The organism is Rhizobacter koreensis, assembly GCF_013366375.1.
In the GTDB taxonomy this organism is placed as follows: Bacteria; Pseudomonadota; Gammaproteobacteria; order Burkholderiales; family Burkholderiaceae_C; genus Schlegelella_A; species Schlegelella_A koreensis.
Map to the genome: position 1 here is coordinate 299,359 of NZ_JABWMJ010000005.1, position 13,325 is coordinate 312,683.

The following is a 13,325-nucleotide window of genomic DNA, read 5'->3' on the forward strand; positions in this document are numbered from 1 at the left end:
CTCGCGGCGACCGGGCGGACTTCGGCTGCGTCGATCGCCACCAGGCCGCTGCCATGAGCGGCCCCGCACGCCGGCCACTGCCGAACGAGGTGCGCATCATCGGCGGCCAGTGGAAGCGCAGCAAGCTGCCGGTGGCCGACGCGGCGGGCTTGCGCCCGACACCCGACCGCGTGCGCGAGACGCTCTTCAACTGGCTCGGCCAGTCGCTCGACGGCTGGCGCTGCATCGACGCGTTCGCCGGTTCGGGCGCGCTCGGGTTCGAGGCCGCCTCGCGCGGCGCCGGTGAGGTGGTGCTGATCGAGCGCGAGCGGCGCCTGGCCGCGCGTCTTGAAGAAGCCAAGGCGCGGCTCAAGGCCGAGAGCGTGCGGGTCGTCAACGCCGACGCCATCACCTGGATGGCACGCGGTGCGGCCGCGAGCGTCGACCTCGTCTTCATCGATCCGCCGTTCGACGCCGATCTTGCCGCGCCGGCGCTCGACGCGGCCGCGCGCATCGTCGTGCCCGGCGGCTTCGTCTACCTCGAGGCCGCCAGCCCGCTCGACGCCGAACGGCTCGCCAGCGCGGGCCGCTACGAGCTCTACCGCCACGCACGGGCCGGCGCGGTGCATGCCCACCTGCTGCGCCGGGTCGTCGAAGCGCGCGAGAGCGACAGCTACACTGCGCCGCTCGACAACGGCGGCAGCGCCGCGGAGGCGCCATGACCTCGGTGACCCGGCTGACGGCGGTTTATCCCGGCACGTTCGACCCGATGACGCTCGGTCACGAAGACCTGATGCGGCGGGCGAGCCGGCTGTTCGAGCGCCTGATCGTGGCGGTCGCGGTGGGGCACCACAAGCGCACCATGTTCACGATCGACGAGCGCCTCGAGATCGCCGGCGAGATCGCGGCGAGCTACCCGAACGTCGAGGTGATCCCGTTCCGCGGTTTGCTGCGCGACTTCGTCGTCGAGCAGGGCGGCAAGGTCGTCGTGCGGGGCCTGCGCGCCATGAGCGATTTCGACTACGAGTTCCAGATGGCCGGCATGAACCGCCAGCTGATGCCCGACGTCGAGACGCTCTTCCTGACCCCGAGCGACCAGTTCCAGTTCATTTCGGGCACCTTCGTACGCGAGATCGCGCAGCTCGGCGGCGACGTCTCGAAGTTCGTTTCCGGGAAGGTGCTCGAGCGGCTGCACGCGCGCGTGAAGGGCGCCGAGGCGTGAGCGCGGCGTGCCGAGGGGCTTACCCCAGGCGAGGTGACGCATGTCGCTGACCATCACCGACGAGTGCATCAACTGCGACGTCTGCGAGCCCGAGTGCCCGAACCAGGCGATCTCGATGGGCGAGACGATCTACGTGATCGCGCCCGACCGCTGCACCGAGTGCGTCGGCCACTTCGACGAGCCGCAGTGCGTGCAGGTCTGCCCGGTGTCGTGCATTCCGGTCGACCCGGCCAACATCGAATCGCGCGACTCGCTGTGGGCGAAGTTCAACCGATTGCAGGCGCAGGCGCAGCAGGCGCAGGCGCAGCACGCCCAGGCGCAGGCTGCCGCGGCTGCCCGTGTCGAGCCGGCGCTCGTCGGCTCGCCGGCCGAAGGGCCGAAGTGAGCTGATGCTTGTGAGCGGCCGCTAGCGCTTGCGGCCCGACCCCGGCACGGCGGCGATGAAGTCGCGCTGCTCGTCGGGCGCCGCCTTGGGCCGCCTCTTCTTCGCGGGACGCTGGCTCGGCGGTGCCGGCTCGACGGCGCGCTTGGGCGGCCCGCTCAGGCTGCCGGCCAGCGCCGGCCTGATCGACGCCTCGCGGCGCAGGCGGTCGCGCTCCATGTCGTCGGCAAGCCGTCTGGTTCGCTCGATTTCGCGGCGCGCGTCGGCAGCGTGCGCGGTGCCCTGCGGTTCGGCCCTGCCGACCACCTGCGCGCCGGGGCAGGCGACCTCGCTGTAGGCGTTGCCGCAGCGGTAGAGGGTCTGCGCGGCAGCGCCGCCCGCGAGCAGTGCCAGGAGCACGGAGGCCGCAGCCTTCATGGCGAGCCGTCGTCCTCGTCGAGGCGGCGGTCGAGCGTCGCGCTGGCCGGCCCGGCGGTGGCGCCGGCGCGCCCCTCGGGCGCTGCTCCGGAGAGGGGCCCCGCGCCTTCGCGCGGGAACGCGGGCGAGCCCGGGCGAGCATCGGCGGGTACCGCCGCCTCGCGCGGCGGACGCGGCGGCTTCGGACGTGGCGGCCGCGCGTGGATCACGAGGCCCGCCTGCGCCATGTCACCCGCCAGCATGGCGTCGAGCCCGCCGAGCGATTGCTCGATGCTCTTGTCGATCAGCTCGCGCTCCGAAAGGGGCGGCTTGCGCAGCACGTAGTCGACGACCTCCGCCTTCACGCCGGGGTGGCCGATGCCGAGGCGCAGGCGCCAGAAGTCGGCGCTGCCGAGCTGCGCGTTGATGTCCTTGAGGCCGTTGTGGCCCGCGTTGCCGCCGCCGAGCTTGAGCTTGGCGAGCCCTGGCAGCAGGTCGAGCTCGTCGTGCGCGACGAGGATCTCGGCGGGCTCGATCTTGAAGAAGCGGGCGAGCGGCGCAACCGACTTGCCCGAGAGGTTCATGTAGGTCGTGGGCTGCAGCAGCCAGACGGCCTGGCCGCGCACGTTCACGCGGGCGACGCGCCCGGAGTACGCGCGGTCGGGAACGAGCGTGGCGCCGAGCTTGCGGGCGGCCTCGTCGATGAACCAGAAGCCCGCGTTGTGGCGCGTCGCCGCGTACTCGGGGCCCGGGTTGCCGAGCCCCACGAGGAGTCGAATCATCGTCCGATTATCGAGTCGGCCGGCAGCGAGGCAGCCCGCCGGCGGAGTGGTGACGTGGAGGGCCCTCGCTCAGGCGGCCGGCGCGACCGGGTTGGAAGCGCAAGCGAGCACAGGGCAGCACGGCGGCGCCGACATGCGCAAGGCAGGCCCGCAGGCCGACAGCCGGTGCAGCGGGCCCACGAGGCGCAGACACAAAAAAGCCCCGCACGCGGCGGGGCTCGAGCGCGCTAGGAGCGCATCACTTCTTGTTCTGCTTCTCGCTCTTCTTGCCCTTGGTCGGCGCGGCAGCCGGTGCGGCGACCACCGGCGCGGCTTCTTCCTCTTCGGCGGCCGGCGGGTTGGCGGACACGATCACCGGGTTCGGCTTGCCGTGCGTGACGACCTTGATGCCGTCGCCGAGCGACACGTCGTTGACGTGCAGCGACTGGCCCTTGACCAGATTGCCGAGGTCGATCGTGAGGTACTCGGGCAGCTGCGAGGCGAGGCACTGGACGAGCAGTTCGTTGACGACGTGGTTGACCACGCAGGCGTCGAGCTTGACCGCCGGCGAGTTCTCCTCGTTGACGAAGTGCAGCGGCACCTTCTTGGTGATCTTGGTCGTCGCGTCGACGCGCTGGAAGTCCACGTGCAGCACGAGCGGCTTGTACGGGTGCATCTGGTAGTCGCGCAGCAGGACCTGCTCGGTCTTGCCGCCGAGCTCCATGTCGAGCAGCGACGAGTGGAACGCTTCCTTCTTCAGCGCGAAGAAGAGCGCGTTGTGATCGAGCTCGATCGTGGTCGGGCTGCCTGCGCCGTAGACGATGCCAGGCACCTTTTGCGCATTGCGCAGGCGGCGGCTCGCTCCGGTCCCCTGCTGCGTGCGCTCGTAAGCGACGAATTTCATGTTGACTCCAAAAGTTCGGACACCCGCGACCAGGCTGTCCAGGATGGTCTTGCGACCGGCTTACCGCCCTCTCGCGAGGGCCGATGAGGCAGGGGCTGCGCTGGGGGCGCAGCCGCTTCAGAAATTGCTGTTCTGCTCGGCGAACAGCGACGTGACGGACTCGCCGTCGGAGATGCGGCGGATGGTCTCCGCGAACAGGAACGCGACCGACAGCTGCCGGATCTTCGAGCAGACCTTGGCGTCCTCGGCGAGCGGGATGGTGTCGGTGACGACCACCTCGTCGATCTGCGAGCCGCGGATGCGCTCGATCGCGGGGCCCGAGAACACGGCGTGCGTGCAGTACGCGTAGACCTTCCTGGCGCCGCGGTCCTTCAGCACGTCGGCCGCCTTCACCAGGGTGCCGGCGGTATCGATCATGTCGTCCATGATCACGCAGTTGCGGCCCTCGATCTCGCCGATGACGTGCATCACCTCGGACACGTTCGCCTTGGGACGCCGCTTGTCGATGATCGCGAGGTCGCAGCCGAGCTGCTTGGCGAGCGCACGCGCGCGCACCACGCCGCCGACATCGGGCGAGACCACCACCAAGTCGTCGTAGCGCCGGGACTGCAGGTCGGACAGCAGCACCGGCGAGGCGTAGATGTTGTCGACCGGAATGTTGAAGAAGCCCTGGATCTGGTCGGCGTGCAGGTCCATGGTGAGCAGCCGCTCGACGCCGACCGCCTCGAGCATGTTGGCGACGACCTTGGCGCTGATCGGCACGCGCGTCGAGCGCGGCCGGCGATCCTGCCGGGCGTAGCCGAAGTACGGAATCACGGCCGTGACGCGGCGGGCAGAAGCCCGCTTGAGCGCGTCGACCATGATGCAGAGCTCCATCAGGTACTCGTTCGTCGGCGAGCACGTCGGCTGCAGCACGAAAATGTCGCGCGCGCGGACGTTCTGCTCGATCTCGACATTCACCTCGCCGTCCGAGAAGCGGCCGACCTTGGCCTTGCCGAGCTCGATGCCCAGGTGCGACGCGATTTCGCCGGCCAGCGCGGGGTTCGCGTTGCCGGTGAACAGGACGGTGTTGAAAAGCACGACGGCTCCGTTGTCAGCGCCCGCGGCGCTTAGCTTTGGCAGGGGAGGAAGGACTCGAACCCTCGCATGTCGGAATCAAAATCCGATGCCTTAACCAACTTGGCGACTCCCCTACACAGGTCGACGGCTTGCGCCGCCAACCTTCAACCTTGCGCTGTGTAGCTGCGCATTCACGCCGGCTCGTCGGCCCAGCCGAGCAACGGATGCGCGGCGAGGCTTCGGCAGATCCGTCCGGTCCAGCCGGCGGGAAGCTCGTCGGGCAACCCGGTGCTCTCGAGGCTCGTTCGCGCGAAGACCGCGCTTCCCGAACCCGTCATGCGGCTGTTGCCGTAACGCTCTTCGAGCCACGACGAGACGGCTGCCACATCGCTGCTGAGCGCCTCGGCGGCGCGTTGCAGGTCGTTTCTGCCGTATTCCCGTCCGCTGTCGTCGAATTGCCTAGCGGTGAAACCCTCGACTATAGCAGCCTCTTGGCTGCGTCCCACGAGAGGGCTCGTGAAGACGGCGCGCGTCTCGATGCCGTCGGCGGGTTTGACCACTGCGAAGGTGCGCGGCGCGGCTTCGATCGGCGTGATCCGCTCGCCGATGCCCTCGACCGCGGCGTTGCGGCCGCGCAGGAAGAACGGCACGTCGGCACCGAGCGCGAGGCCGAGCGGCAGCAGCTTCTCGAGCGGCCAGCCAAGTCCCCAGAGCCGGTTCAGCGCGAGCAGCGTGGAAGCGGCGTCGGAGCTGCCGCCGCCCATGCCGGCGCCCCAGGGCACGCGCTTCTCGATCGAGATGTCGGCGCCCAGCGAGGTGCCCGACGCAGCGCGCAGCGCACGGGCCGCGCGCAGGCAGAGGTCGTCGGCCGGGAGCGCAGGCCCCAGGTCGTGGCGAGCCAGCCTGCCGTCGTCACGGCGCTCGACGTGCAGCACGTCGGCCCAGTCGATCAGCACCATCACCGACTGCAGCAGGTGATAGCCGTCGGTCCGCCGCCCGACCACGTGCAGGAACAGGTTGAGCTTCGCCGGCGCGGCGACGTCGATGATCGAACGCAGCGCCACGTCAGGGCCGATCGAGCTGGACGCGCACGCTCATGACCGGCGGCTCGGGGTGCACCGCCGACACTGCCGCGTCGGCGAGGCGCGAGAGATCGACACGCCAGCCGAGCTGCTCGAAACCGCCGTCAGGCCCTGGCGCGCTCGGGGCGCCGGGCCACGGCCGGCCGCGCAGCCAGTCGAACAGCGCGGCGAGCGGCACCGGCTCGCCGAGCACGTCGCGCGACAGCGCGTCGAGGTCGGCGTATCGGCGCGAGCCCTGCGGCGTGCGCAGCGCGACCTCGCCGGGCTGCCAGCGCGCCTGCGCGAGAAGGCTGCCGAGCGGCGTCGACAGGTCGAGCCCGCCGGCATCGGCGCTGCCGCGCAGGTCGAACGCCGCGGCGAAGGCGCGCGCCGGCTGGGTGCCGCTAGCTTCGATCCGCAGCGCGAGGCGGCCGGTGAGCGCGTCGCCCCCCGGCGCGAACGGCTGCGGCGTGAGCGCGCAGCCGGCGAGCAGCAGGGCGCCGAGCAGCGCTGCGGCGCGGAGGCCCGCACGACCCGCACGCCGATCTGCTGCCCCGCCGCCGCCACGAACGTCCGGCTCCGGCGCGCCGCGAGCTGCGCGCGCCGTCGTCGTCGCACCGGTCACAGATCGACGCCCAGGCGGGCCAGCGTCTCGCGCAGGACGTCGTTGCTGGCGTCGCGCGCGCGTGCCTCGCGCCAGACTCGCTTGGCCTCTTCGGACTGGCCGACGCTCCACAGCACCTCGCCGAGGTGCGCGCCGATTTCGGGATCGGGCCGCGACTGGTAGGCGCCGCGCAGCAGGCGCAGCGCCTCGTCGCGGTTGCCGAGGCGGAACTCGACCCAGCCGAGGCTGTCGGTGATGAACGGCTCGCCGGGGCTCAGCTCGAGCGCCTTGCGGATCAGGTCGCGCGCCTCGGGCAGCCGCACGCGCCGCTCCGCGAGCGAGTAGCCGAGCGCGTTGTAGGCGTGGTGGTGGTCGGGCTTGAGCTCGATCACCCGGCGCAGCAGGCGCTCCATTTCGTCGACCCGCGCGAGCTTCTCGGCCATCATGGCCTGCTCGTAGAGCATGTCGATGTCGTTCGGGAAGCGCTGGCCCGCAGCCGCGAGCACCTGTTCGGCGTCGGACCAGAGCTTCTGGTCTCGCAGCAGCTGCACCTCGGCCATGACCTTCGCGCGCGCGTCCTCGGCGCGCGTTTCGGGGATGTTGCGGATCAGCTCGCGCGCGGCGCCGACCTTGCCTTGCCTGGCGAGCAGCGAGGCGCGCCGCGTCTGCAGCTCCATGCCGCCCTGCGCCGGGTCGACACGCGCCAGCCACGCCTCGGCGCCGGCGAAGTCGCTCTTGAGCTCGGCGGCCTGCGCGAGCATCAGGAGCGCCGGCGTGAGCGTGCGGGCACGCGACGGCGGCTCGTCGTCATCGTCGTCGCTCTGACGCGCCGGCGCCGCGACCACCGCCCCCGACTCGACGAGGCGCACGTAGGTCTGCAGCGCCTTGATTGCCGCGTCGGGGTGACGCAGCTCGATCTCGAGCGCGCCGAGCGTGAGCCACGGCTGCGGCAGGTCGGGGTCGCTGCGCGTCAGCAGCTCGACCTGTGCGCGCGCGTCGCCGATGCGCTGCGACGCCGCGAGGGTTCGCGTGTAGAGCAGGCGCATGCCCGTGTTGGCGGGGTTCGCGGCGAGGTGGCGCGTGACGATTGCCTCGGCGGCCGGCTGGCCCGGCAGCAGGTCGAGCGCCACCAGCGCCGGCGCTTCGGCGCCCGGCTCGTCGACGCTTGCGCGCTCGACGAGCGCGAGCGCCTTCGCGGGCTCTCCGGCAGCGAGCCAGGCGCGCGCCGCGGCGACGCGCGCCGAGGTACGCGCGACCGGCGCCTCGAGGTACGGCGCGACGAGGCGCTCGATCAGCGCAGCGGCGGCGGCGCGCTGTGCCGCGGTGTCGGTGCGGCGCGACACCAGCGCCGGAAGGCCGTCGATCGCCGCCGGCCGGGTCACGTCGGATAGGCCCGCCAGCAGCGCACGCAGCGGCTCCTCGGCCTCGGCGACACGGTTGAGCGCCACCAGCAACTGCACCTGGAAGCGCAGCGCGTCCTGCGACTGCGGAATGGCATTGCGCCACGCCACCACCGCGGCGAGCGCCTGCTCGCCGGCACGCGCGCGCAGCGCGATCTCGGTGGTGCGGCGGAACAGCTGCTCGCTCCGGGTCCGGCGCGCGGCGTCGAGCATCACCTGATAAGCCGTGCCGGCATCTCCCTGGCGCAGCTCCATCTCGGCGATCAGCAGCTGGTAGAGCAGCGTGGCGTCGAGCGCCGAATTCTCGACCGCAGGTTTGCGCGGCGAGGTGGGGTCCGACGCCGCAGCAGCGGGCGGTGCAGGCGGGCTCGCCGGATCGGCGGCCGGCGCAGCCGGAGCGGCGGGTGCGGCCGAGGGCGGCGTCGCGGCCGGCGCCGCGGGTTGCCCCGGCGGCGTCGGCGCCGGCGTGATCGGCGTGGTGGCCGGCGCAGTGGGGCTGGCCGGGTCCGAGGGACTCGTGCCGGCGGGGGCGCCCTGCGGCTGCGCGCCGACGGCCAGCGCACTCAGGCCGGCAAGCGCAACCAGGGTGCGCCAGGTGAATCGGGACGCCGACATCGGGTGCTCCTGAGCCAAACCGCAATTTTATGAGGCGGCCCGCGCCGGCGGCCGTGCAGGGCGATCGACGGCAGGTCGGGATAATCCGGCGCCTTCCTGCACCCGCTGCCCATGCCCGAGCTACCCGAGGTCGAAGTCACGCGCCAGAGCTTCGCCGAGCGCATTCGCGGCGCGAGCGTGCTGCACGTGCGGCTCGGCAAGGCGCTGCGCTGGCCGCTCGGCTGCGCGCCCGAGGTCCTGAAGGGGCAGACCGTCACCGGCGTCACCCGGCGCGGCAAGTACCTGTGGCTCGCGCTCGACGACGGCGGCCTGCTGATGCATCTGGGCATGTCGGGCTCGCTCGGCTTCGGGCCGGCCGGTGGGGCGCCCGGCGTGCACGACCATTTCGACCTCGTCACCGACCGCGGCACCCTGCGCCTGACGGACCCCCGCCGCTTCGGCGCGGTCGTCTGGTCGCCGGGCCTCGAGAGCGGCATGGCTGCCAAGCTGCTCGGCTCGCTCGGCATCGAGCCGTTCGACGAGGGCTTCACCGGCGCCTACCTGCATGCCGCGCTGCAGCGGCGCAAGGTGGCGGTGAAGGTCGCGCTGCTCGGCGGCGACATCGTCGTCGGCGCCGGCAACATCTACGCCTGCGAGGCACTGTTCGACGCGCGCATCGACCCGCGCACGCGCAGCGACCGCCTCAGCAAGCCGCGCTGCGACCTGCTCGCGGCGGCGGTGCGGGGCACCCTGCTGCGCGCCGTCGAGGCGGGCGGCTCGACGCTGCGCAACTATCGCAACGCCGACGGCGACGCCGGCCGCTTCCAGTCGCTGGCGAGCGTCTACGGGCGCGCCGGCGAGCCGTGCGTGCGCTGCGACGGGACGGTGCGCCGCATCGTCCAGGGGCAGCGCGCGACCTTCTTCTGCGCGGGGTGCCAGAAGCGATAGCCGCCGGGCGCCGACACCCCCGTCGGAACGAGTCACCCGGCGCCGGCAGCGATTGCCCGGCCCGCGTACAGTGCCCGCCACGCTGCGCCTGACTCGGCGTCGCCAAACCCCTCACGAAATTTGCGGAGCACGCGTGCAGGCCCGATGCGAAGATGCCACGCTCATCCCGCCAGGTTTCCCGACGTCGGTCGGAGAGCCGTCACCGCCCGTGAACGACCGCCGATGACGACGTCCTTTGCCACCAGTCTCGACGCCCTCGGCGCCTGGCGCTCCGAGGTCGGTCGCCGCGTCGACGAGCTGGCGCGCTTTCTGGCCGACCACGCGCTCACCGAGAACATCGCCGCCGACCAGCTCGGCGCGCTGCGCGAGCGGCTGCGCAACGAGAAGCTGGTGGTCGCGTTCGTCGCCGAGTTCTCGCGCGGCAAGTCGGAGCTGATCAACGCGATCTTCTTCGCCGACACCGGCCGGCGGATCCTGCCGGCGACGCCGGGCCGCACCACCATGTGCCCGGTCGAGCTCGGCTGGCGCGCCGACGAGCCGGCGTCGCTGATGCTGCTGCCGATCGAGACGCGTCTGGAGGGCGTCGCGCTCGGCGAGCTGCGCAACCAGCCGCGCGCCTGGCGCCGCCTCGAGCTCGACATCGACGATCCGCAGCGCCTGGCGGACGCGCTGCTCGAGGTGACGCTCACCGAAAGCGTCAGCGAGGAGCGCGCGCGCGCCCTCGGCTTCTGGGACGACGAGAACCCCGAGGAAAACCCGCCGCGCGACGCGTTCGGCAAGGTCGAGGTGCCGGCCTGGCGCCACGCGATCATCAACTACCCGCACCCGCTGCTGAAGCAGGGGCTGGTGGTGCTCGACACGCCCGGCCTCAACGCGATCGGCGCCGAGCCCGAGCTGACGCTGAGCCTGTTGCCGACCGCGCACGCCACCGTCTTCATCCTGGGCGCCGACACTGGCGTCACGCGCTCCGATCTGGCGATCTGGCGCGACCACCTGGGGCCGCAGGCGCCCGGACGCTTCGTCGTCCTGAACAAGATCGATGCGCTCGAGGACCCGCTCGCGACCTGGGAGCAGGTGCAGGCGCAGATCACGATGCAGCAGCACGACACGGCGCGGCTGCTCGGGGTGCCCGCCGAGCGCGTGTTCCCGCTGTCGGCGCGTCAGGGCCTCACCGCGCGCGTGAACCGCGACGCCCGTGCGCTCGCCCGCAGCCGGCTGCCGGCGCTCGAGGCCGCGCTCGGCGCGCAGCTGCTGCCGCAGCGCCGCGAGGTGCTCGAGCAGGTGGTCACCGACAGCGTCCAGCAGATCGAGAACCTCGTTGCGCGCCAGATCGGCGACAGCCGGCGTCAGCTCGCCGAGCAGATGCTCGAGCTGCGGGGCTTGCGCGGGAAGAACGCCGCCAAGGTGAGCCTGATGCTCACGCGCATCGACAACGAGTCCGACGAGTTCGAGGCGTGCACGCCCGTCGTCCAGGCGATGCGCTCGGTGCACGGCCGGATGCTGCGCGACCTGCTGAACGATCTGTCGTCCGATCGCCTGCGCGACGAGATCGCGACCATGCAGAAGGAGATGGGCGGCACCTTCCTGAAGTTCGGTGCGAAGAAGGCGTTCATCGCGCTCGGGGAGCGCCTGCGCGTGCTGCTCGCCGAGGCCGAGCGGCGCAGCAACGAGATCCGCGACATGCTCGGCGCGTCGTTCAACCGTCTCAACGCGGAGTTCGGCTTCAGCCTGCAGCTCGGCAAGCCGCTCGAACTCGGCCGCTTCGCGAGCGAGCTCGAGCTGATCGAGACGAGCTACGTGCAGTACCTCGGGCTCACCCTCTCGCTGCGCCTGGTGCAGCCGAAGTTCATGGAGCAGTTCCGGCGCATGCTGCTCTCCAAGCTGCGCATCGTGTTCGAGAACGCGAGCGGCGAGGTCGAGCTGTGGAACAAGGCGCTCACCAGCCAGGTCGATTCGCAGCTGCGTGAGCGCCGGCGCGGCTTCGGCCGGCGCCGCGAGGCGCTCGAGCGCATCCAGACCGCGTCGAGCGAGCTCGAAAAGCGCATCACCGAGCTCGAAGGCCAGGACCATCGCCTCCTGGTGTTCCATTCGAAAAGTCGCGAGCTCGCTCACGCGCTGCGCGAGCAGGCCGCCGAGATGCCGGTTGCGGCGCCCGAGGCACCCGCTTCGGCAGGCGACGAGAGCGTGCCGCTGATCCGCATCGGTCTGCCCGATCCGGCGGACGAGCAGGCGGGCGAAGGCGCGGCGCCGCGCGTGACCGAAGGCTTCGCGACAGCGAGCGATGGCGCCGGATCCGCGCGGGTGGTCGACCTCGCCGACGTCGAGTCGTCGCGGCTCGGATCGCGCGCCGAGCGCGCGGGCGCGGCTGGCGAAACAGTCGGTGCGGATGGCGACGGCAGCGCGAGCAGGGCCGCCGGGCGCGCCACGGTCGACGGGGCGGAACGGGAGTCCTCCGGCCCCGGCGGCAGCGTTCAACCGCTGGCGAGCGCGCCGGCCCCGGCCTCGGCGGCCGCCGAACCGATGGACCTGCCGCTGTTCGGCGACGCCGAACCGGTCACGATCGATCTGCCGCTGTTCGACGACATCGAGCCCGTGCGGCAGCGTGTTCGCGCCTGAGCACGACCGCGTCGTCGCGCCGGCGCGTGCCGGCGGAGTTGGCGCCCGAAGCGGCGTTGCCGTCCGGGGCTGACGTCGCCCGCGAGACGCCGGCGTCGCCCACGGCGATCGATGCGCGCGAGGACTTGCCGGCGTTCGGGCCGCGTCGAGCGTTGCACCCGAGCATCGCCGGGACGGACCCCGTGCCGCGAGCCGATCGCGAGGCACCCGCCCGCGGATCGTCCGCGCGCCGCCAGCCCGACCTGTTCGCCGCGAGCGATGCCGAAGCGGCTGCCGCGGACGGCGCTCCGGCGTCGATCGCCGAGCTCGTGATCGCGTGGCAGCGCACGCACGGGCGCCATCACCTGCCCTGGCAGAACACGCGCGATCCGTACCGGGTGTGGCTGTCCGAAGTGATGCTGCAGCAGACGCAGGTCTCGACCGTGCTCGGCTACTACAAGCGCTTTCTCGCGCGCTTTCCCGACGTGCGCGCGCTTGCCGCGGCGCCGCTCGACGACGTGCTCGCGCTGTGGAGCGGCCTCGGTTACTACAGCCGGGCGCGCCTGCTGCATCGATGCGCGCAGGTGGTCGTCGCCGAGCACGCCGGCGCGTTCCCCGCGACCAGCGCGGGGCTCGAGCAGTTGCCTGGCATCGGGCGCTCGACCGCGGCGGCGATTGCCGCGTTCTGCTTCGGCGAGCGCGTCGCGATCCTCGACGGCAACGTCAAGCGCGTGCTGGCGCGCGTGCTCGCATTCGACGTCGACCTCGCCTCGGGCGCCGAGCAGAAGCGGCTCTGGCAGCACGCGACCGACCTCCTGCCGGCCGCCGGCATCGAGCGCTACACGCAGGGCCTGATGGACCTCGGCGCCGGCGTCTGCCACGTCCGCACGCCGGCATGCACGGCGTGCCCGCTGCGGGTGCGCTGCGCCGCCGCGGCCAGCGGGGAGCCGGAGCGCTATCCGTTCAAGACGCGGCGCCTGCGGCGCGGCACGCGCGAGGCTGTCTGGCTGCAGCTCGAGTGGCGGGGATCGATCTGGCTGGTGCGGCGCGACGCCAAGGGCGTCTGGGGCGGGCTCTGGAGCCTTCCCGAATTCGCGAGCGCCGCCGAGTTCGATGCCGCGACGCACGGCTGGCCCGGCAGCGCCACCGTGCGACCGAGCTTCACGCACGTGCTGACGCACCTCGACTGGACCCTGCACCCGGTGCGTTGGGTGCTGCCGGAAGCGACGGCCGAGGCGGCGGTGAGCCGGATCGTCGACGCGTGGCCGAGCGGCCGCTGGTTCGCGAACGACGCGGCGCCGGCAGCCGGCATTCCGGCGCCGCTGCGCAGGCTGCTCGAAGAGGGCTAGTCGGCGGCGAGGCTCGGTGCTAAGTCAGCGGGAAGACCGGGGCGGTCCACGCCACGCGATAGGCGCCAGGC

Annotated in this window: 13 protein-coding genes and 1 tRNA gene; 6 read left to right on the top strand and 8 right to left on the bottom strand. The window is 72.2% G+C overall.

The features are described from left to right. The first annotated feature begins 53 nt into the window (after nucleotides 1-53). From rsmD to HQN59_RS12890, 3 genes are read left to right on the top strand one after another with little or no spacing between them, the layout of a single operon-like run. Nucleotides 54-701 (top strand): 16S rRNA (guanine(966)-N(2))-methyltransferase RsmD, encoded by a 648-nt coding sequence (gene rsmD, locus HQN59_RS12880; protein ID WP_176069501.1) that lies wholly within the window; start codon nucleotides 54-56, stop codon nucleotides 699-701. Continuing rightward, nucleotides 698-1,201 (top strand): pantetheine-phosphate adenylyltransferase, encoded by a 504-nt coding sequence (gene coaD / locus HQN59_RS12885; RefSeq protein ID WP_176069502.1) that lies wholly within the window; start codon nucleotides 698-700, stop codon nucleotides 1,199-1,201. Before rsmD ends, coaD begins: the two co-directional genes overlap by 4 nt. A 40-nt stretch (nucleotides 1,202-1,241) precedes the next feature. Then, entirely contained in the window at nucleotides 1,242-1,586 is a 345-nt protein-coding gene (locus HQN59_RS12890) for a YfhL family 4Fe-4S dicluster ferredoxin (RefSeq protein ID WP_176069503.1), read from the top strand. A 21-nt stretch (nucleotides 1,587-1,607) separates the two neighbouring features. Here the strand turns inward: HQN59_RS12890 and HQN59_RS12895 are convergent, their stop codons facing one another. From HQN59_RS12895 to HQN59_RS12930, 8 genes are all read right to left on the bottom strand, one after another. Further along, a complete protein-coding gene (locus tag HQN59_RS12895; protein WP_176069504.1) occupies nucleotides 1,608-2,000 on the bottom strand; it encodes a hypothetical protein in 393 nt (130 codons plus the stop codon). Beyond that, nucleotides 1,997-2,761, bottom strand: a complete 765-nt coding sequence (gene pth / locus HQN59_RS12900; RefSeq protein WP_176069505.1) for an aminoacyl-tRNA hydrolase — start codon at nucleotides 2,759-2,761, stop codon at nucleotides 1,997-1,999. The genes HQN59_RS12895 and pth overlap by 4 nt, the downstream gene beginning before the upstream one ends. Nucleotides 2,762-2,999: 238 nt before the next feature. Next, nucleotides 3,000-3,644 carry a 50S ribosomal protein L25/general stress protein Ctc gene (locus tag HQN59_RS12905; protein ID WP_176069506.1) on the bottom strand — a complete coding sequence of 215 codons (645 nt, stop codon included), beginning with the start codon at nucleotides 3,642-3,644 and terminating at the stop codon, nucleotides 3,000-3,002. A gap of 117 nt (nucleotides 3,645-3,761) precedes the next feature. Further along, the gene (locus tag HQN59_RS12910) at nucleotides 3,762-4,724 is read right to left on the bottom strand and encodes a ribose-phosphate diphosphokinase (RefSeq protein WP_176069507.1); all 963 of its coding nucleotides are present in this window, start codon (nucleotides 4,722-4,724) and stop codon (nucleotides 3,762-3,764) included. Between the two features lie 36 nt (nucleotides 4,725-4,760). After that, nucleotides 4,761-4,837 (bottom strand) — tRNA-Gln (locus HQN59_RS12915). A 57-nt stretch (nucleotides 4,838-4,894) separates the two neighbouring features. After that, a complete protein-coding gene (ispE, locus tag HQN59_RS12920; RefSeq protein ID WP_176069508.1) occupies nucleotides 4,895-5,767 on the bottom strand; it encodes a 4-(cytidine 5'-diphospho)-2-C-methyl-D-erythritol kinase in 873 nt (290 codons plus the stop codon). Between the two features lies 1 nt (nucleotide 5,768). Then, nucleotides 5,769-6,389: a lipoprotein insertase outer membrane protein LolB gene (locus HQN59_RS12925; protein WP_176069509.1), complete on the bottom strand. Its 621-nt coding sequence runs from the start codon at nucleotides 6,387-6,389 to the stop codon at nucleotides 5,769-5,771. After that, nucleotides 6,386-8,383 carry a tetratricopeptide repeat protein gene (locus HQN59_RS12930; RefSeq protein ID WP_176069510.1) on the bottom strand — a complete coding sequence of 666 codons (1,998 nt, stop codon included), beginning with the start codon at nucleotides 8,381-8,383 and terminating at the stop codon, nucleotides 6,386-6,388. Before HQN59_RS12930 ends, HQN59_RS12925 begins: the two co-directional genes overlap by 4 nt. 111 nt (nucleotides 8,384-8,494) lie before the next feature. On the opposite strand from HQN59_RS12930, the gene mutM reads away from it, so the two are divergent. From mutM to mutY, 3 genes are all read left to right on the top strand, one after another. Next, on the top strand, nucleotides 8,495-9,310 hold the full coding sequence (gene mutM, locus HQN59_RS12935) for a bifunctional DNA-formamidopyrimidine glycosylase/DNA-(apurinic or apyrimidinic site) lyase (protein ID WP_176069511.1): 816 nt from the start codon (nucleotides 8,495-8,497) through the stop codon (nucleotides 9,308-9,310). A 222-nt stretch (nucleotides 9,311-9,532) separates the two neighbouring features. Continuing rightward, complete coding sequence (locus HQN59_RS12940; RefSeq protein ID WP_176069512.1) at nucleotides 9,533-11,926, top strand: dynamin family protein; 2,394 nt, start codon at nucleotides 9,533-9,535, stop codon at nucleotides 11,924-11,926. A gap of 308 nt (nucleotides 11,927-12,234) precedes the next feature. Next, the gene (mutY, locus tag HQN59_RS12945) at nucleotides 12,235-13,254 is read left to right on the top strand and encodes an A/G-specific adenine glycosylase (protein ID WP_176069585.1); all 1,020 of its coding nucleotides are present in this window, start codon (nucleotides 12,235-12,237) and stop codon (nucleotides 13,252-13,254) included. Nucleotides 13,255-13,325 lie beyond the last annotated feature (71 nt).